Consider the following 15,321-nt stretch of genomic DNA (forward strand, 5'->3'; position numbering starts at 1 on the left):
AAACTTCGTATCGTCCGCTAGTCTTGAGAAAAAAGATGAAGGAGTGGTTCACCTTATGAAACCAACAACTGATCGGATGCTTACTCGCATTAAAGATGTGTATATGTATATCCATGAAAATGGCACTGTTACTACGCAAGATTTAGTCGATGAATTTGGCATCACTCCTCGCACCATTCAGAGAGATTTGAATGTGTTAGCCTATAACGACTTGGTAGAAAGTCCAAGCAGAGGTAAATGGACAACGACGCGTAAAAAAGTGAAGATGACATCTTAGAAAGGTTCAACGATTTAGCTCACGGCTTTCGTTGAATGAGAAGTGTTAGCTCTAAGAATATAAAACATGCTGATGGCCACCTTCTCACACTCATATTCAGTGACGTAATAAAAATAATGACCATGCTGCGTCGCTTGGTCATTATTTTTGCCAACAGAATTTAATTGCTTTTACATAGGAGAGAAGAATGCGGGGCATTCTTCTCTTTTTCTATTTACAATAAAAAACAGAAATCGCAAAGATGCGATTTCTGTTTTTTTAACGGTCTTTCAATTGTAGTACTTCTTCTTCTGTCAATTCACGATATTCACCAAGTGCTAGGTCATCACCTAATTGCAATGGGCCCATTGATAAGCGTTTTAAATACGTTACTTCTGTATCAATCGCTTTAAACATTCGTTTTACTTGATGAAATTTACCTTCTGAAATTTCAAGTTCAATTTCAGATTCTACTCCGCTGTTTAAAATCGTCAGTTTTGCTGGTTTTGTTTGATAGCCATCATCAATGATAATGCCTTGTTGAAACATCTCAATATGTTCTGGCTTCACTTCCCCAGCGATTTTGGCATAATACACTTTTGGTACATGCTTTTTGGGAGATAATAAATTATGTGTTAATTGACCATCATTTGTAATTAATAAAAAGCCCTCCGTATCCTTGTCTAAACGTCCTACTGGGAACGGTTCAAAATGACGGTGATACGGTTCTAATAAATCAATAACAGTTTGGTCATAATTATCTTCTGTTGCGGAGATGACGCCTGCTGGTTTATTCATTAATAAATAAAGCATTGGCTCATACGTAACGCGTTCGCCAAAAATAACAACTGCTTGTTTCTCTGGGTCTACTTGTAAGCCAACATCTTTCACGACAACCTCATCAACAGTGACTGCTTTTTGTTTAATGAGCTTTTTCACATCTTTACGTGTACCAAAGCCCATATTTGCTAATAGTTTATCTAAACGCATGTATTTCTCCTAATGAATGTGTAATTTTTTTGCTAAACGTTCAAAACGTGAACCGAGTAGTTTTTGTGCTAATCCTAATTTTAGTGATAAGAAACCATAGACTACTACCCCTACACCACCGCAGATAAATAAATAAACCATCGCAATCCAGCGGGTATTTGGTTCTGGCAAAATGAAGCCAAGTAATGAACGTACAACCATCACGACTGCAACCATAACTGCTGTTAAAATCGCAATTAATAAAATACGGCGCATTAAACGTTTTGGTTTATAATTTAAAACTTTTACGATAACAGCAATGTTAATACCGATTGTGAAGATATAACCAATTGTTGTTGCGTAAATAGCACCTGATGCTTCAAATGCTTCAATCATTGGAATATTAATTGATAATTTAATCAAAATCCCTACTAATAAGCTGAAAATAATCCATTTTTGATGATCGATACCTTGTAATAATGCAGCAGTTACAGAGAATAATGCAAACAAAATCGCAACTGGTGCATAAAGCGCTAAAACATGTGCGCCCATATCACTTGGTGAATATAAGAAAGCATAAATTTCATATGATAATACGGAAATCCCAATAACAGCTGGTAACGTCACAAATAATAAGATTTGGAATGTCTTATCCATTGTTTCAATTACATCACTATGTTTACGCTGTGTGTAAAAACGTGTAATTGCTGGTACAAGTGCCATCGAGAAACCTGTTGCCAACATCACTGGAATCATAACAATTTTTTGTGTTGTAAAGTTCAACATACTTAAATATAAGTCGGATACTTTTGCCAGGCCGATTTCTGCCATTGCTGTATTAAATGTTAGCATATCAATTAATTGGAATAATGTTGATGCAATCCCTACGAATACGTACGGAATTGAATACGTTAATACTTCTTTATAAATTTTCACATAGGAGAAATCGCCTGAATCGACGCTTTCTCTTAATTTCAAATCAAACTCAGGCTTTGTCTTTTTCCAATAATAGCCCATGACAAGTAGCCCGCCAAGTGCCCCAATAAATGACGCGAATAACGCGAATGAAATGGCTGATTCTGGTGTTCCATTGAATAAGCGCATCATAATAAATGCACCGACTAAAACGACAATGATACGCACAATTTGTTCAATTAATTGTGATACGGCTGTTGGTGTCATATGGCCGTATCCTTGGAAGAATCCTCGTGTAATACTCATAAAAGGTACTACAAGTAATGCAAAACTTACCCAGCGAATAACGCCGGCAATCTGATTTGTTGTAAAAATCTGTTCATCGTCTTTAATCACCATTCCCGCAATAGGGTCTGCTAATAAATAAAGTGCCGCAAAACAGACAACTCCCGAACCAATCATAATGAAGACACCGGACTTCATTAACTTACGGCCTGCTGCATAATCTCCTCGACTATTATACTTCGAGACAAATTTCGAAACGGCAACAGGTGCACCCGATATCGCAATCGATAGCATAATTGAGTATGGAATAAAACCGTAAGAATAAAGTGCCACATTTTCCTCACCAATGATGGCATAGAATGGGAATACATAAATCAAGCCAAGTACTTTCGATAAAAACATACCGATCGTTAAAATGGCTGTCCCTTTCATAAATGATGACATACTAACCTTCCATTCTTTTTCAAAAAATAAAAATCACTAAATTTTAGTTTACAACTCGAACGGCAATTACTCAAATAGTTTCTTCACATCGTGTATAATAAATTGAACTGACATTCCAATTTAGAAAGTGAGCGTTTTAATATGTATGATGTAATCGTCATCGGTGGTGGCCCTTCTGGATTAATGGCCTCAATCGCCGCTGGTACGAACAATAAAAAGGTGTTATTACTCGAAAAGGGTAAAAAACTTGGACAAAAATTAGCAATTTCCGGAGGTGGCCGTTGTAATGTAACGAACCGTTTGCCTGTCGATGAAATTGTTAAACACATCCCAGGGAATGGTCGCTTCCTTTATAGCCCCTTCACAGTTTACAACAATGAAGACATTATTGCCTTCTTTGAGGAGTTAGGTGTTGCCTTAAAAGAAGAAGATCATGGCCGTATGTTCCCTGTATCGAACCGTGCACAAGACGTGGTAGATGCGCTATTAAAAGAAATGGCTCGCTTAGACGTTGAAATCCGTAAACAAACAACCGTTGCCAAGTTATTAATGGACGACGAAAAAATCTTAGGTGTACGCTTAGAATCGGGTGAAGAAATTAAAGCAAATGCTGTGGTTGTTGCAGTGGGTGGTAAAGCTGTTCCACAAACTGGTTCTACAGGAGATGGCTATCCTTGGGCTGAGCGCGCAGGTCACACTGTGACAGATTTATACCCAACGGAAGTTCCCTTGTTGTCAAATGAGACGTTTATTCAGTCAAAAGAGTTGCAAGGTTTAGCACTTCGCGATGCAGCCGTTTCTGTATTAAAGAAAAATGGTAAAGCCATTATCACACATCAAATGGACATGCTCTTCACACACTTTGGACTAAGTGGTCCAGCGATTTTACGTTGTAGCCAATTTGTTGTAAAAGAATTAAAGAAAAATGGCGGCAAGCCGGTTACAATACAAATTCAAGCGCTTGTTGACTACAATGCAGAATCTGCTTTCCAATTACTAATGAAGCAAGCAAAAGCAGATCCAAAGAAAGCCTTAAAAAATATTTGGAAAGGTATTGTTCCAGAGCGTTGGTTATTATTTTTAATGCAGCGCGCTGCTATTTCTGAAGCTGCAACAGGTGCTGATTTATCAAACGAACAAGCACGTCATTTAGCGAAAGAGCTAACAGGATTTGAAATGACTGTTTATGGCACACAACCTTTAGCAAAAGCTTTTGTTACAGGCGGCGGTGTATCTGTCAAAGAAATCGAACCTAAAACAATGGCCTCTAAGAAAAAGCCAGGTCTTTATTTCTGTGGTGAAATTTTAGATATTCATGGCTATACAGGTGGCTATAATATTACATCTGCTCTTGTTACAGGGCGTATTGCTGGTGACAGTGCCGCGAACTTTTCTTTTTGATACACGTTCCTATTAGGTATTCAATGCAAAGGGAGGCTGGGAAGTGAAAAAACGCAAGTCATGGATAAAATGGATAATCGGATTGATTATTGCATCTATCCTATTAGCAACTTGTGCAGTTATTGCTATTATTCAAATTTTCGATGCTGCCAAAACAACATTGCCAGACCCTACTAACCAACAACAAGTACGTGAAAAATTTATTGGAGAAATTGGTGAGGTTGCACGGGAAGTTGCTGCAGAGCATGATCTTTATGCCTCAGTGATGATTGCCCAGGCCTCGCTTGAAAGTCATTTTGGTACAAGTGGTCTTGGAAGTGAGCCAAACTATAACCTTTATGGGATTAAAGGTAAATACGATAATCAATCCGTCAAAATGAAAACACAAGAAGACGATGGAAAAGGCAATATGTCGACCATCAAAGCTGATTTCCGTAAATACCCTGATTACCATGCTTCTATGGAGGATTACGCTGCATTATTAGCAAAAGGTACTTCATGGAATAAAGATATTTATGCTGATACGTTTAAGACAAATGCACGAACGTATCAAGAAGCAACAGAGGCATTAACCGGTAGCTATGCTACTGACTCAAACTACGCTGAAAAGTTAAATGCCTTAATTGAGCAATATGATTTAGAAGCATACGATACTTCTGCTACGAAAAAAATTGTACGAGCAAAATTTTTCGATAATGTAGAGGATATTGCAAAAGAATATAATATTTCAGAAACGCTTATTCGTCAGTGGAATCACTTGACGACAAATGAGTTAAAAAAAGAAGATAAAGTTATTTTATATATTTCTCAATAACGATAAAATAGACTGGGGCAGAACTTATCTCCTATCGATTATCGGTCCGCAATAATAAAAGAAGGAATCGCAAAAGCGATTCCTTCTTTTATCATGCTTACTTTTTCGACTGAAATATTTTTTAGATCAGTCTCTTTTTTAGTCCATTTAATTTAACGGGAAAAAATATTTCTCAAATAATACACAAGGCTTAATAACTCGCGGAATAAGTTAATAAAATCTAAATATAGATCCAGTGCAACAAGTGGCACATCTTCATCAGTAATCGTTTGATGACGAATTTGGTTCATATCATATAGTGTATAAGTGACAAATAATAGAACGCCAATAGCACTTGCGATTACCATAATAATATCACTAAAGCCTACAAAAATTGAAAGAATTGAGAAAATAATAACCCCTATTAAAATGATGAATAAAAACTTACCCCATCCAGCTAAATTTGCTTTCAAATTATAACCAATGAAACCTACGATAATAAAAATAGCAGCTGTCGTACCAAAGATGACTAACACTAATCCGCCACCTAAAGCGCCCATATAAAAGTTTAATAAACTATATAATGTAATCCCTGTTAGTAACGCAAAAATTGACGATAACCACTTACTCATACGACGAGCTGTACGACTGAACATAAAGATAATCAAAATAATAATTGTCGAAATTGAAATCGGCAATACAAGTGCTGGTGGAATAAATACGCCAATGAATAGGCCTACTGCAGTTAGTACCCATAAGATTGTAAAGAACCGTAGTACTTTACCAAATTGTGAATCCATCTAAATCTCTCCTAATAAAATGTCTTTGTTTATTATACGTTCGATTACTTAAATAGTTTCATTTCATACAAAAAGAGCTTAAGGCATGTATGTCTTAAGCTCTTTTTATTATTTATTTTGCTACGATGTTCACTAATTTACCTGGAACAGCAATAACTTTTTTCACATCTTTACCGTCAATTTGTTCTTTAACCGTTTCATCTGCAAGTGCGATTTGTTCTAAATCTTCACGAGTCGCATCTTTCGCTACCATTAATTTTGCACGAACTTTACCATTAACTTGAACAACGATTTCAACTTCATCATCTACAAGTTTTGATTCGTCAAATGTTGGCCACGCTGCATACGTAATTGTTTCCGTATGACCTAGTTTTGTCCAAAGTTCTTCTGCTATGTGTGGCGCGATTGGTGATAACATTTTTACGAAGCCTTCTGCGTAAGCAGTTGGTACAACGTCTGCTTTATAACAATCGTTAATAAATACCATCATTTGAGAAATTGATGTATTGAAACGGATATGTTCATTGTTATCTGTTACTTTTTGAACCGTTTGGTTATAAACTTTTTCTAATGTTGTATCTGTAGAATCTTGAACTTTTGAAGATAATTCGCCTGTTTCTTCATTAACGAATAAACGCCATACGCGGTCTAAGAAGCGACGTGCGCCATCTAAGCCGTTTTCAGACCAAGGAATTGATGCTTCAAGTGGTCCCATGAACATTTCGTATAAACGAAGTGTATCAGCACCATGTGACTCGATGATATCATCAGGATTTACAACATTACCTTTTGATTTCGACATTTTTTCATTACCTTCACCAAGAATCATTCCTTGGTTAAATAATTTTTGGAATGGCTCTTTTGTTGGTACAACGCCTAGGTCATAAAGCACTTTATGCCAGAAACGAGCATATAATAAGTGAAGAACAGCATGTTCTTGACCACCGATATAAATATCAACTGGTAACCAACGTTTTAGGAGCTCTGGATCTGCGATTGCTTCTGTATTATGTGGATCAATATAGCGTAAGAAGTACCATGAAGAACCTGCCCATTGTGGCATTGTATTTGTTTCACGGCGACCTTTCATACCTGTTTCAGGGTCTACAACATTTACCCAATCTGCAACGTTTGCAAGTGGTGATTCACCTGTACCTGATGGATGGATATTATCTATTTTTGGAAGTTCAAGTGGTAATTGGTCTTCTGGAACAGTTGAGATTGAGCCATCTTCCCAGTGAATCACAGGGATTGGTTCGCCCCAGTAACGTTGACGAGAGAATAACCAGTCACGTAGACGATAAGATACTTTTTTCTCGCCGACTTTATTTTCTTCAAGCCATGCGATTGCTTTTGAAATTCCCTCTTCTTTACCTAGACCATCTAAGAAATCCGAGTTGATGTGCTGACCATCTTCAGTGAATGCTGCTTCTTCTACATTGCCGCCTTCAAGTACTGGGATGATTGGTAATTCGAATTTTTTAGCAAACTCATAGTCACGTTCATCATGCGCTGGAACGGCCATAATAGCACCTGTACCGTAAGTAGCTAATACATAGTCAGCAATCCAGATTGGCACTTCTTTGCCGTTAATTGGATTAATTGCATAAGCACCTGTGAATACGCCTGATTTTGTTTTCGCTAAATCTGTACGTTCTAGGTCTGATTTCATTTTCACTTCATCTAAATAAGCGGTAACAGCTGCTTGTTGTTCAACTGTTGTAATTTTTGATACTAGTTCATGTTCTGGTGCTAATACTGTATATGTTGCACCGAATAATGTATCAGGACGTGTTGTAAACACTGTGAATTTATCGCCTGTAGAAGAAACTGTGAAATCAACTTCAGCACCTTCGGAACGACCAATCCAGTGACGTTGCATATCTTTAATATTTTCTGGCCAATCAACATCTTCAAGGTCATCGATTAAACGATCTGCATAAGCTGTAATTTTAAGCATCCATTGTTTCATTGGGCGGCGTTCTACTGGGTGACCACCACGCTCTGATTTACCATCGATCACTTCTTCATTAGCAAGTACTGTGCCAAGTGCCGGGCACCAGTTTACAGCTACTTCATCAATATAAGCTAAGCCTTTATTGTAAAGTTGGATGAAAATCCATTGTGTCCATTTGTAGTAAGAAGGGTCTGTTGTATTGATTTCGCGATCCCAGTCATAGCTAAAACCAAGTTCTTGGATTTGACGCTTGAATGTCGCGATATTTTTTAATGTAAATTCGGCTGGGTCATTCCCAGTATCAAGTGCATATTGTTCCGCTGGAAGACCAAATGCATCCCATCCCATTGGGTGAAGTACATTGTATCCTTGCATACGTTTGAAGCGAGATAAAATATCTGTCGCTGTATAGCCTTCAGGGTGTCCTACATGAAGACCTGCACCTGATGGATACGGGAACATATCTAATGCATAGAATTTTGGTTTTTCTGGTTCATTTGTTGTTTTGAATGTTTTATTATCATCCCAAACTTTTTGCCATTTCTTTTCAATTTCTTTATGGTTGAAACTCAAAGTAATTGCCTCCTTTTATGTTTTAAACGTAAAAAAAGCTGCCATCCCTCATAGAAAGGGACGACAGCATAACGCTACCGCGGTACCACCCAAATTAGTGTACTCACTCAACTTGAACCCTTAACGCGGACAGACGACGCTGGTTAATTTACGTTCACCAATGTGACTCCAAGGCGAGTTCTGTTAATTCATCTACTAGTTTCCACCAACCACTAGCTCTCTATTAGTAATCCTTAACGTACTATTCCTCTTCAATGTCATATCATATTGCACTCATTGTACTTGAATTGTTGTACATTGACAAGAGATTACGCTATTTTTAGAATTTTTATATCTTTTTCTTTAGCGGCAAATGATACAGTGAATAAGGAATAATCGACACAGCCAAAATAATCATTAAGAAGTAAAATGTGAACTGCATCCCATAAATTTCTGCCAATAAACCACCGGCTACTGGTCCAATCATTTTTCCAAGTGTATTAAAGGAGTTGATAAGACCTTGGTAAAACCCATCTCGTCCAGGTGGCGCTAATGTACTAACAATCGTTGGCACAGTTGGCCAGACGAACATTTCACCAAACGTTAAAATAATCATTGCAACTAAAAACATTCTAAAATTTTCTGCAAAGGTCAATACATAGAAAGATAAGATAAAGATTAAAACACCTGTCACAATCATTATTTGATAGCGGTCACCTAGTCGTTTAATTAATGGATTAATAAGCGGCTGTCCCGCTACAATTAACAATCCATTTACCGTCCAGAGCAAGCTATATTGATTTAACGAAATGCCTATTTCTTGTGTGTATGCTGAAATCGTTGTTGTCCATTGTGTGTAAACTGCCCACCCAAGCATATATCCAATCCCTAAAATACATAGCGCATAAAGACTCGATTTATCTTTAATTTGTTTCCCTTCGCTAATGACATTAGATGGTGCAATACCATAGCCTTGTGGAATTGTTTTATATGAGAAAGCAATTGCAAAAAAGACAATGTACATCATTAAATTCGCAATGAAAATATAATCAAAACTATAATTTGCAATGACGCCAGCTAACGCAGGACCAAATGCCACACCTAAATTTTGCGCTAAATATATCGCATTAAATCCTCGACGTCCTCCCTCAGGCCAAGCTGTACCAACCATCGCGAACATACACGGAAAAATCATTCCCCCGGTAAAACCAATCAATGCTAAAAACCAAATATAATGCGGCCAGCCATGCCAAATCGTTAAGCCCGCTAAGCCGATAATTGTTAAAATTGACGCCACCATAATTGTCCGAAAGCCACCTAAGCGGTCAAATAAAAAACCCCCGAGTAAATTCCCAACAACACCCGCCGCAGCGTTTGCCATTAAGACAAGCCCTGCAGTAGACAATGATTGCCCAAGCTCCTCATGCATATAAATTGTATTTAACGGCCATAGAAACGAATTGCCGACCGTATTGACAACCATACCGATTATAAGGAACCATACGCTTTTTGGCATATGAAACCCTCCTATAAACAAATTAAATCCTCGCAATCATAACAAAAGTCTATATAAATTGACAATGCATGTTTTTGAAACTCCTACTTTCGTCCGAGTAGAAAGTGGTCGTCTGACATCGCCTCACATGATACAATGAGTTGTTGAGGAGTGAAATAAGAAATGACAGAAACAAATCCAACAGAATTTCCTTTCCCTTCGGATGGAAAACGTTATTATACATGGAATCGCTACTTACGCGATGAATTCGGCTGTAAAGTTTATAAAGTCGCGCTAGATGCCGGCTTTGATTGTCCAAACCGTGACGGCACCGTAGCATTTGGTGGCTGTACGTTTTGTTCAGCAGCGGGTTCAGGTGACTTTGCGGGTGACCGTGTTGACCCAATTCCTGTTCAATTTGCTACAATTAAAGAACGTATGCAGCATAAATGGAAAGATGGTAAAACAATGGCCTACTTCCAAGCTTACACAAATACGCATGCCCCGCTTCCTGTATTGAAAGAAAAATTTGAAGCGGCTCTTGCTTGTGAAGGTGTAATGGGCTTAAGCATTGCTACACGTCCAGACTGTTTACCTGATGACGTTGTGGAATATTTAGCTGAACTAAATGAGCGCACATACTTATGGGTAGAACTAGGCCTACAAACGATTCATGAAAAAACAGCTAATTTAATTAACCGTGCACATGACTTCCAGACATATGTAGAAGGCGTGGAAAAACTGCGTAAACATGGTGTTCGTGTATGTACACATATTATTAACGGTCTTCCACTAGAGGACTATGACATGATGCTTGAGACAGCACGCGTAGCTGGGCAGCTTGATGTACAAGCCATTAAAATTCATTTACTTCATTTATTAAAAGGCACACCACTTGTAAAACAATACGAAAAAGGGCAACTTGAATTAATGGAAAAAGATGCATATATTCAATTAGTAGCAGACCAATTAGAGTTAATCCCACCAGAAATGGTCGTACAACGTATTACTGGTGATGGCCCGATTGATTTAATGGTCGGTCCAATGTGGTCAGTGAATAAATGGGAAGTTTTAAATGGAATTGATGCTGAGTTAGCTAATCGTAATAGCTGGCAAGGTAAATTATATAAGAAAGAAGAAGTGACAACTCGATGAAGCTAGAACGCGTATTGGACTACGCGAAAACATTGCTACGTAAATCTATTGATTTTGGAGATGTCGCGATTGATGCGACAGCTGGAAACGGCCATGACACACTATATTTAACAGAGCTTGTTGGTGACACAGGTCACGTCTTTGCATTTGATGTGCAACAACAGGCACTAGATGCAACAGCAGATCGCCTGAAAGAACATGGTGTATTTGAACGCACAACACTTATTTTAGATGGCCATGAAAATATCGCAACCTATGTAGATGAACGAATTGGTGGCGCTATTTTCAATTTAGGCTATTTACCTGGTGCTGATCATACTGTAACAACACATGGTCAAACTACAATTCAAGCCATTGATGAAATGCTTGAAATGATGAAAATAGGCGGCATCATTGTACTTGTTGTCTATCATGGGCATGAAGGCGGTAAAGAAGAACGTGATGACGTGTTAACATATGTTGAATCTTTATCTCAAAAACAAGTTCATGTATTACGTTATGATTTTTTAAATCAAAAAAATGACCCACCATTTATTTTGGCGTTAGAAAAAGTAAAACCGTACACAAAAATGAACGCTACTGAAAAACAAAGCGTTATACAATAGTATAGTATAGAAAAAAGAGGCTAGGATTTAATCCCAGCCTCTTTTTATTCATTATTTCTTTTTCATCCAGAAATCTGCATTTTTAATGCCTAATTCCTCAGGATTAAAGACAGGATTTTTTCCGGCTTTCTTTTGTCGTTCATAGTCTTTTAGTGCAATTAATGCTGGTTTCACTAAAAATAGTAAGCCAATCACATTGACCCAAACCATGATACCTAAGCCGATATCACCTAGCGTCCAAGCAGATTCAGATGGACGAACAGCACCAAAGTAAGTAGCAAATAAAATAACAATTTGTACGAATCGAATACCTAATTTTAATTTCTTACCATCAAAAATATACGCCATATTTGTTTCTGCAATGTAGTAATACGCCATCGTTGTTGTAAAAGCAAAGAAGAATAAAGCGAATGCAACGAAAATTGTACCAAAGCCTGCAATCGGGAAAGCTGCATCTACAGCATATTGTGTAAAGGCTGTTCCTGCTTCAACACCCGGTAAATTTTGAACGATAAATGCGCCTGTTCCTTCTCCTTCTTGCACATTGTACATACCTGTAAATAAAATCATAAATGCTGTTGCTGTACAAACGAGGAACGTATCTAAGTAAACAGAAGCCGCTTGTACTAAACCTTGTTTTACTGGATGTGATACTTCTGCAGCAGCTGCTGGGTGAGGACCTGTACCTTGCCCGGCTTCATTCGCATAGATTCCTCGTTTAACCCCCCATGCGATTGCCGCACCTAAAATACCACCAAACATTTCATCTGCACCAAATGCGCTACGAAAAATCAAACTGAATATTGATGGCACTTGATCAATATTTAAAATAATAATAATAACCGCAACTAAAATATAAGCAATAGCCATAAATGGTACGATAAACGATGCTGCTGCTGCAATACGTTTAACACCACCAATAATAATAAGTCCTAAAATCAAACAAACTGCTAATCCTGAAACCCAATGTGGTAACTCAAAAGCATTATACATCGCATCTGCAATCGCATTTGCTTGTACAGTTGGTTGTAGAAATGACATCGCTACTAAAGCTGCAATAGCAAAAATCATACCTAACCATCGCTTCCCGGTAAATTTATGTATATAGAATGCTGGGCCCCCTCGGTAAACACCATTTTTTTCTTCTTTATAAATTTGAGCAAGTGTTGATTCTACATATGCTGTTGCCGCACCAAAAAATGCAATTACCCACATCCAGAAAATTGCGCCTGGACCACCAAAGGCAATGGCTGTCGCTGTACCAGCAATATTCCCTGTTCCAATACGGCCAGATAGTGCCATCGACATCGCTTGGAATGAAGAAACGCCTGCATCTGACTTTTTACCATGAAAAATTTGACCAAACATATCTTTTAAAAATCGAACTTGTACACCTTTTGTTAAAATCGTAAAAACAACACCGACTAGCATGATGCCGTAAATCATCCACGGTCCCCATAAGAGATCGTAAAGTTTATTAATAAATTCCATTATGACTTTCCTTTCTCGTTGTACCTATGAAAAATTCTTTTGCTATAACAATAAACTCATTATATAAGACAAGCATTTGAAAATAAATATCCCCGAACAATTTAAAACGCTTTCATACAAAAAAAGTACTTATTGTCTATTTTCTGTTCTTCTGAGAAGAACAGAAAATAAATATTTATGTTTTAAAAACCTTTTAATATCAAGCTTTTTACTTTTTATAGAAGTATTAATTAAAAAATGTCCTCCTTAAAAACACTTTACGTCTTATCCTATATATGACATCTGACTACCGTACAATCAAAAATAGCAAACAAAAAACCACCCTCTTTTTGTTTGAGGGTAGTTTTATTATTCTACAATATAACCAATATTTTTCAACGAATTAAAGAGAAAACTTTCTACATAACTAAACACTAATTCTCGCTCAGGCTCTAAATATAAGTCATGATGACATTTAGGCCATTCTTTATATATGAAATCTGAAATCGGCTGCTTCAAAAGCCATTTTTTTGCATAATTTGTATCAACAACTTTATCTGCACCTGCATTCATCATTAACACAGGAATATCCGGAATACCTTTTTCAGACTGGTATAAGGCCTTCATAAAATTATGCAATTCATTATACCATTTTACCGTCACATTAGAATTATACATAATATCATCTTTCATTTCTAAATACGCATCGTAACTTCGTGTTAGTTGCTTCACTGTAATATCATGATGGATTTTAAATCCACCTGCAATTTTGCTTAAACCTGGTACTGCATTCGACACACGTGATGGTTGATGCTGTAAATGAAACCATGCAGAAGTCAAAATTAAACCTGCTACTTCATAGCGGTATTTTTGTACAGCATATATTCCAAAAATCGCGCCCATTCCATGACCAAATAAAAATACCGGTAAGTTATAATCAAAAGCTGTCTCTATCATCAATTTCACATACCGTTCATAGTCCTTTAACGCTTCGTCATGCACTTTTTTATGTTTGCTGTCTTCTCCATGCCCTGGAAGATCTCCAGCAATCACATGGAAGCCTCTTGAGCGTAATTCCTCAATCAGCCACGCATAACGTCTATGATGCTCATAAGCACTATGTATGACGACCGCAACACCTCGCGCTTGTCCATCAGCTTCCCATTTCCACATAAGATAAAATCGCTCCTTCTGTTTACTCTCTCTATTGTAACGCATAAACGCATTTAACTGTTCCAATAATACACGTAGTTTGGTACGATTAGATTAAATTTTTACGAAATGAGGAGATTTTATATGCTATACCCATTTAAAGATAAAGAGCCAACTATCGACCCTTCCGTCTTTCTAGGTGATGGTGTTGTTATCACAGGTGATGTAACAATCGGAAAAGATTCATCTGTTTTCTATCATACTGTTATTCGCGGTGATGTTTCTCCAACAATTATTGGTGAGCGCGTAAATATTCAAGATTTAAGTTGTCTTCATCAAAGTCCTGCACACCCATTAATTTTAGAAGATGACGTCACTATTGGGCATCAAGCTACGTTACATAGCTGTCATGTAAAAAAAGGTGCATTAATTGGCATGGCTTCAATCGTTTTAGATGGTGCTGAGATTGGGGAAGGTGCTTTTATTGGCGCAGGCAGTCTTGTCACGCAGGGTACGAAAATTCCACCTAATATGCTTGCATTTGGCCGTCCTGCTAAAGTCGTACGCGAATTAACAGAAGAAGATAAAAAAGATATGACACGCATTTTAAATGAGTACTGTGAAAAAGGCCAATACTATAAAGCTGTACAACAAACTCCACTTTTACGTTAATAACCGTTTCACTAACGAAAAACAGGCGTCGCAAATTTGCGACGCCTGTTTTTTATAATAAAAAAGGTTGTGAGATTTCTCTCACAACCTTCTTTCGGGGAACTCAATCTTTATGGGATTAGTAACCCCAAACCATGGCTAATAATGAACCAATGATTGTTACGATACCAATACCGAATGCGAATAATGTTGCAACCCAGATATCGACTTTATCATCAGTTTCACCAATGTGCATGAATAACATTAATTGGACAGCTGCTTGAATTAAAGCTGTAACAAGCAGAATAATCATACCAACGACCATAGATACGTCTAACCACACAACGGACAGTGCAGCAAAAGTTAAAACTAATGAGCCAATAAAGCCCACGACGTGTTCTTTAGGAAATAGTTCTGCCAT

The 15,321-nt window shown here is 37.5% G+C and carries 14 protein-coding genes and 1 other annotated feature; of the genes, 6 read left to right on the forward strand and 8 right to left on the reverse strand.

The genetic code is table 11. From position 1 onward, the window contains the following. Positions 1–55 precede the first annotated feature (55 nt). A complete protein-coding gene (locus QI30_RS00475; protein ID WP_010303855.1) occupies positions 56–277 on the forward strand; it encodes a DeoR family transcriptional regulator in 222 nt (73 codons plus the stop codon). A gap of 258 nt (positions 278–535) precedes the next feature. On the opposite strand, the gene QI30_RS00480 is transcribed toward QI30_RS00475, so the two are convergent. After that, positions 536–1,246, reverse strand: coding sequence for a pseudouridine synthase (locus QI30_RS00480; RefSeq protein ID WP_126989005.1), 711 nt, complete (start codon positions 1,244–1,246; stop codon positions 536–538). Between the two features lie 9 nt (positions 1,247–1,255). Further along, complete coding sequence (locus QI30_RS00485; RefSeq protein WP_126989006.1) at positions 1,256–2,869, reverse strand: putative polysaccharide biosynthesis protein; 1,614 nt, start codon at positions 2,867–2,869, stop codon at positions 1,256–1,258. A 141-nt stretch (positions 2,870–3,010) separates the two neighbouring features. Between QI30_RS00485 and QI30_RS00490 the strand changes: the two genes are divergently transcribed. Continuing rightward, the gene (locus tag QI30_RS00490; RefSeq protein ID WP_126989007.1) at positions 3,011–4,270 is read left to right on the forward strand and encodes an NAD(P)/FAD-dependent oxidoreductase; all 1,260 of its coding nucleotides are present in this window, start codon (positions 3,011–3,013) and stop codon (positions 4,268–4,270) included. Positions 4,271–4,313: 43 nt separating this feature from the next. After that, on the forward strand, positions 4,314–5,084 hold the full coding sequence (locus QI30_RS00495) for a glucosaminidase domain-containing protein (protein ID WP_126989008.1): 771 nt from the start codon (positions 4,314–4,316) through the stop codon (positions 5,082–5,084). A gap of 152 nt (positions 5,085–5,236) precedes the next feature. Here the strand turns inward: QI30_RS00495 and QI30_RS00500 are convergent, their stop codons facing one another. The 3 genes from QI30_RS00500 to QI30_RS00510 form a co-directional block, all read right to left on the reverse strand. After that, positions 5,237–5,863: a Bax inhibitor-1/YccA family protein gene (locus QI30_RS00500; protein ID WP_126989009.1), complete on the reverse strand. Its 627-nt coding sequence runs from the start codon at positions 5,861–5,863 to the stop codon at positions 5,237–5,239. 112 nt (positions 5,864–5,975) lie between these two features. Continuing rightward, the gene (gene leuS / locus QI30_RS00505; protein WP_126989010.1) at positions 5,976–8,393 is read right to left on the reverse strand and encodes a leucine--tRNA ligase; all 2,418 of its coding nucleotides are present in this window, start codon (positions 8,391–8,393) and stop codon (positions 5,976–5,978) included. Positions 8,394–8,446: 53 nt separating this feature from the next. After that, positions 8,447–8,657 (reverse strand) — a binding site (T-box leader). 64 nt (positions 8,658–8,721) lie between these two features. Then, positions 8,722–9,888, reverse strand: coding sequence for an MDR family MFS transporter (locus QI30_RS00510; RefSeq protein WP_126989011.1), 1,167 nt, complete (start codon positions 9,886–9,888; stop codon positions 8,722–8,724). A gap of 162 nt (positions 9,889–10,050) precedes the next feature. Between QI30_RS00510 and QI30_RS00515 the strand changes: the two genes are divergently transcribed. After that, positions 10,051–11,022, forward strand: a complete 972-nt coding sequence (locus tag QI30_RS00515) for a TIGR01212 family radical SAM protein (RefSeq protein ID WP_126989012.1) — start codon at positions 10,051–10,053, stop codon at positions 11,020–11,022. Then, on the forward strand, positions 11,019–11,627 hold the full coding sequence (locus tag QI30_RS00520; RefSeq protein ID WP_126989013.1) for a tRNA (mnm(5)s(2)U34)-methyltransferase: 609 nt from the start codon (positions 11,019–11,021) through the stop codon (positions 11,625–11,627). Before QI30_RS00515 ends, QI30_RS00520 begins: the two co-directional genes overlap by 4 nt. A 51-nt stretch (positions 11,628–11,678) precedes the next feature. On the opposite strand, the gene QI30_RS00525 is transcribed toward QI30_RS00520, so the two are convergent. Both QI30_RS00525 and QI30_RS00530 read right to left on the reverse strand, forming a co-directional pair. After that, complete coding sequence (locus QI30_RS00525; RefSeq protein ID WP_126989014.1) at positions 11,679–13,118, reverse strand: alanine/glycine:cation symporter family protein; 1,440 nt, start codon at positions 13,116–13,118, stop codon at positions 11,679–11,681. Between the two features lie 348 nt (positions 13,119–13,466). Next, positions 13,467–14,270 (reverse strand): alpha/beta hydrolase, encoded by an 804-nt coding sequence (locus QI30_RS00530; protein WP_126989015.1) that lies wholly within the window; start codon positions 14,268–14,270, stop codon positions 13,467–13,469. 123 nt (positions 14,271–14,393) lie between these two features. Here QI30_RS00530 and QI30_RS00535 point away from each other — a divergent pair, with 123 nt between their 5' ends. Beyond that, positions 14,394–14,921 (forward strand): gamma carbonic anhydrase family protein, encoded by a 528-nt coding sequence (locus QI30_RS00535; RefSeq protein WP_126989016.1) that lies wholly within the window; start codon positions 14,394–14,396, stop codon positions 14,919–14,921. A 118-nt stretch (positions 14,922–15,039) separates the two neighbouring features. Here the strand turns inward: QI30_RS00535 and qoxD are convergent, their stop codons facing one another. Further along, positions 15,040–15,321: a cytochrome aa3 quinol oxidase subunit IV gene (gene qoxD, locus QI30_RS00540; RefSeq protein WP_126989017.1), complete on the reverse strand. Its 282-nt coding sequence runs from the start codon at positions 15,319–15,321 to the stop codon at positions 15,040–15,042.

The organism is Candidatus Kurthia intestinigallinarum (assembly GCF_003991225.1).
Taxonomy (GTDB): Bacteria; Bacillota; Bacilli; order Bacillales_A; family Planococcaceae; genus Kurthia; species Kurthia populi.

Excerpts from the sequence above, each read along its gene's own strand:
- QI30_RS00475 (WP_010303855.1), top strand. The coding sequence starts at position 56 with ATGAAACCAACAACTGATCGGATGCTTACTCGCATTAAAGATGTGTAT.
- QI30_RS00480 (WP_126989005.1), bottom strand. The coding sequence starts at position 1,246 with ATGCGTTTAGATAAACTATTAGCAAATATGGGCTTTGGTACACGTAAA.
- QI30_RS00485 (WP_126989006.1), bottom strand. The coding sequence starts at position 2,869 with ATGTCATCATTTATGAAAGGGACAGCCATTTTAACGATCGGTATGTTT.
- QI30_RS00490 (WP_126989007.1), top strand. The coding sequence starts at position 3,011 with ATGTATGATGTAATCGTCATCGGTGGTGGCCCTTCTGGATTAATGGCC.
- QI30_RS00500 (WP_126989009.1), bottom strand. The coding sequence starts at position 5,863 with ATGGATTCACAATTTGGTAAAGTACTACGGTTCTTTACAATCTTATGG.
- QI30_RS00510 (WP_126989011.1), bottom strand. The coding sequence starts at position 9,888 with ATGCCAAAAAGCGTATGGTTCCTTATAATCGGTATGGTTGTCAATACG.
- QI30_RS00515 (WP_126989012.1), top strand. The coding sequence starts at position 10,051 with ATGACAGAAACAAATCCAACAGAATTTCCTTTCCCTTCGGATGGAAAA.
- QI30_RS00520 (WP_126989013.1), top strand. The coding sequence starts at position 11,019 with ATGAAGCTAGAACGCGTATTGGACTACGCGAAAACATTGCTACGTAAA.
- QI30_RS00525 (WP_126989014.1), bottom strand. The coding sequence starts at position 13,118 with ATGGAATTTATTAATAAACTTTACGATCTCTTATGGGGACCGTGGATG.
- QI30_RS00530 (WP_126989015.1), bottom strand. The coding sequence starts at position 14,270 with ATGTGGAAATGGGAAGCTGATGGACAAGCGCGAGGTGTTGCGGTCGTC.
- QI30_RS00535 (WP_126989016.1), top strand. The coding sequence starts at position 14,394 with ATGCTATACCCATTTAAAGATAAAGAGCCAACTATCGACCCTTCCGTC.
- qoxD (WP_126989017.1), bottom strand. The coding sequence starts at position 15,321 with ATGGCAGAACTATTTCCTAAAGAACACGTCGTGGGCTTTATTGGCTCA.